This is a genomic window from Mesorhizobium sp. M7A.F.Ca.CA.004.06.1.1, from assembly GCF_003999135.1.
Lineage (GTDB): Bacteria > Pseudomonadota > Alphaproteobacteria > Rhizobiales > Rhizobiaceae > Mesorhizobium.
In genome coordinates, this window is sequence record NZ_RZPQ01000556.1 from 1 (window position 1) to 1,967 (window position 1,967).

At 61.9% G+C, this 1,967-nt stretch carries 1 protein-coding gene; it reads right to left on the reverse strand.

The genetic code is table 11. The features are described from left to right. Nucleotides 1-1,927: valine--tRNA ligase (locus tag EN906_RS25610; protein WP_127375468.1), on the reverse strand; the 1,927-nt coding region annotated here is incomplete at its 3' end. Nucleotides 1,928-1,967 lie beyond the last annotated feature (40 nt).

The following is a 1,967-nucleotide window of genomic DNA, read 5'->3' on the forward strand; positions in this document are numbered from 1 at the left end:
AATCGTCATTGCGCGCGACCTCGTTCATTTCGGCAAAACGCGTCGCGTTCCACAGCTTGGTGCCGAAATTGCGATAGCCGGCGATGCGCGCCGGATCGAGCTTCACGTCACGGCCTTGCGCCGCCATCACCGTCAGGGTGAAGCGCAGCGCGTCGGCGCCGTATTCGTCGATAAGGTCGAGCGGATCGATGACGTTGCCTTTCGACTTCGACATCTTCTGCCCGTTCTTGTCGCGCACCAGCGCATGGACATAGACGGTGTGGAACGGCTCCTCGTCCATGAAGTGCAGGCCCATCATCATCATGCGGGCGACCCAGAAGAAGATGATGTCGAAGCCTGTCACCAGCACGTCGGTCTGGTAGTAGGTCTTCAGCTCGGGCGTCTCGTCCGGCCATCCCAGCGTCGAAAACGGCCACAGCGCCGATGAGAACCAGGTGTCCAGCACATCCTCGTCGCGGGTCAGGATCTCGCCCGGCTTGAAGTTCTCCAGCTTGGCCTCGACCCAGGCCTTCCACGGTCCTTCCAGCGCCAGATAAAATTCGATCGCGGCGCTCAGCGCCTCTTCCTCGGTCTTCTCGACGAAGACGCGCCCGTCCGGCCCGTACCAGGCCGGGATCTGATGACCCCACCACAGCTGGCGCGAGATGCACCAGGGCTGGATGTTCTCCATCCAGTCGAAATAGGTCTTTTCCCAGTTCTTCGGCACGAAGTTCGTGCGACCTTCGCGCACGGAAGCGATTGCCGGCTTGGCCAGTTCCGCCGCATTGGCATACCACTGCTCGGTCAGGAACGGCTCGATCGGCACGCCGCCGCGATCGCCATGCGGCACCGCGTGGCGATGCGGCTCGACCTTTTCGAGGAAGCCGCCCTCTTCCATCAGTTCGACGATCTTCTTGCGCGCGACGAAGCGATCGAGGCCATCGAGTTCGTCCCAGACAAGCTGGCGCTCCGGCGTCACCTCGAGACCGGCAAGGAAATCCTCATTGTTCCTGAGGCTCACCGCCGCCTCCGTGGTCAGGATATTGATCGCCGGCAGCTTGTGGCGCTTGCCGACCTCGAAGTCGTTGAAGTCATGCGCCGGCGTGATCTTGACCGCGCCCGAACCCTTTTCCGGATCGGAATACTCGTCCGCCACCACGGGAATCCTGCGACCGACGATTGGCAGGACGATGTTCTTGCCCACCAGATGCCGGAATCGCTCGTCGTCAGGGTGCACGGCGACGGCCGTATCGCCCAGCATCGTCTCCGGGCGCGTCGTCGCCACGGTGATGAAGGTTGTTGGGTTTTCCGGGTCGAAGACCTGGCCCTCGATGGGATAGCGGAAGTGCCAGAGATTGCCATTGACCTCCTGCTGCTCGACCTCGAGATCGGAGATCGCGGTGAGCAGCTTGGGGTCCCAGTTCACAAGGCGCTTGTCCTTGTAGATCAGCCCTTCCTTGTAGAGCGTGACGAACACTTCGAGCACGGCTTTGGACAGGCCTTCGTCCATGGTGAAGCGTTCGCGTGACCAGTCGGCCGAGGCGCCCAGCCGCTTCAGCTGGTTGAAGATGGCGCCGCCGGATTCGGCCTTCCACTCCCACACTTTCTCGATAAACTGCTCGCGGGTCAGGTCGCGGCGATGGATCTGCTTTTCCATCAGCTGCCGCTCGACAACCATCTGCGTGGCAATACCGGCATGGTCCATGCCCGGCTGCCACAGGACGTTCTTGCCGCGCATTCGCTCGAAGCGCACCAATATATCCTGCAGCGTGTTGTTGAGCGCGTGGCCCATATGCAGCGAGCCGGTAACGTTCGGCGGCGGGATGACGATCGTAAATGCTTCCGCCCCCTCCTCGGCGCCGGCACCGGCGCGAAACGCGTCGGCCTCTTCCCAGACTTTGGCGATCTTCGGCTCGACGGTTTTGGCGTCGTAGGTCTTTTCAAGCATGGGAAAATGGTCCGCGCTGTCGGGAGTGTTGCTGGTCCGG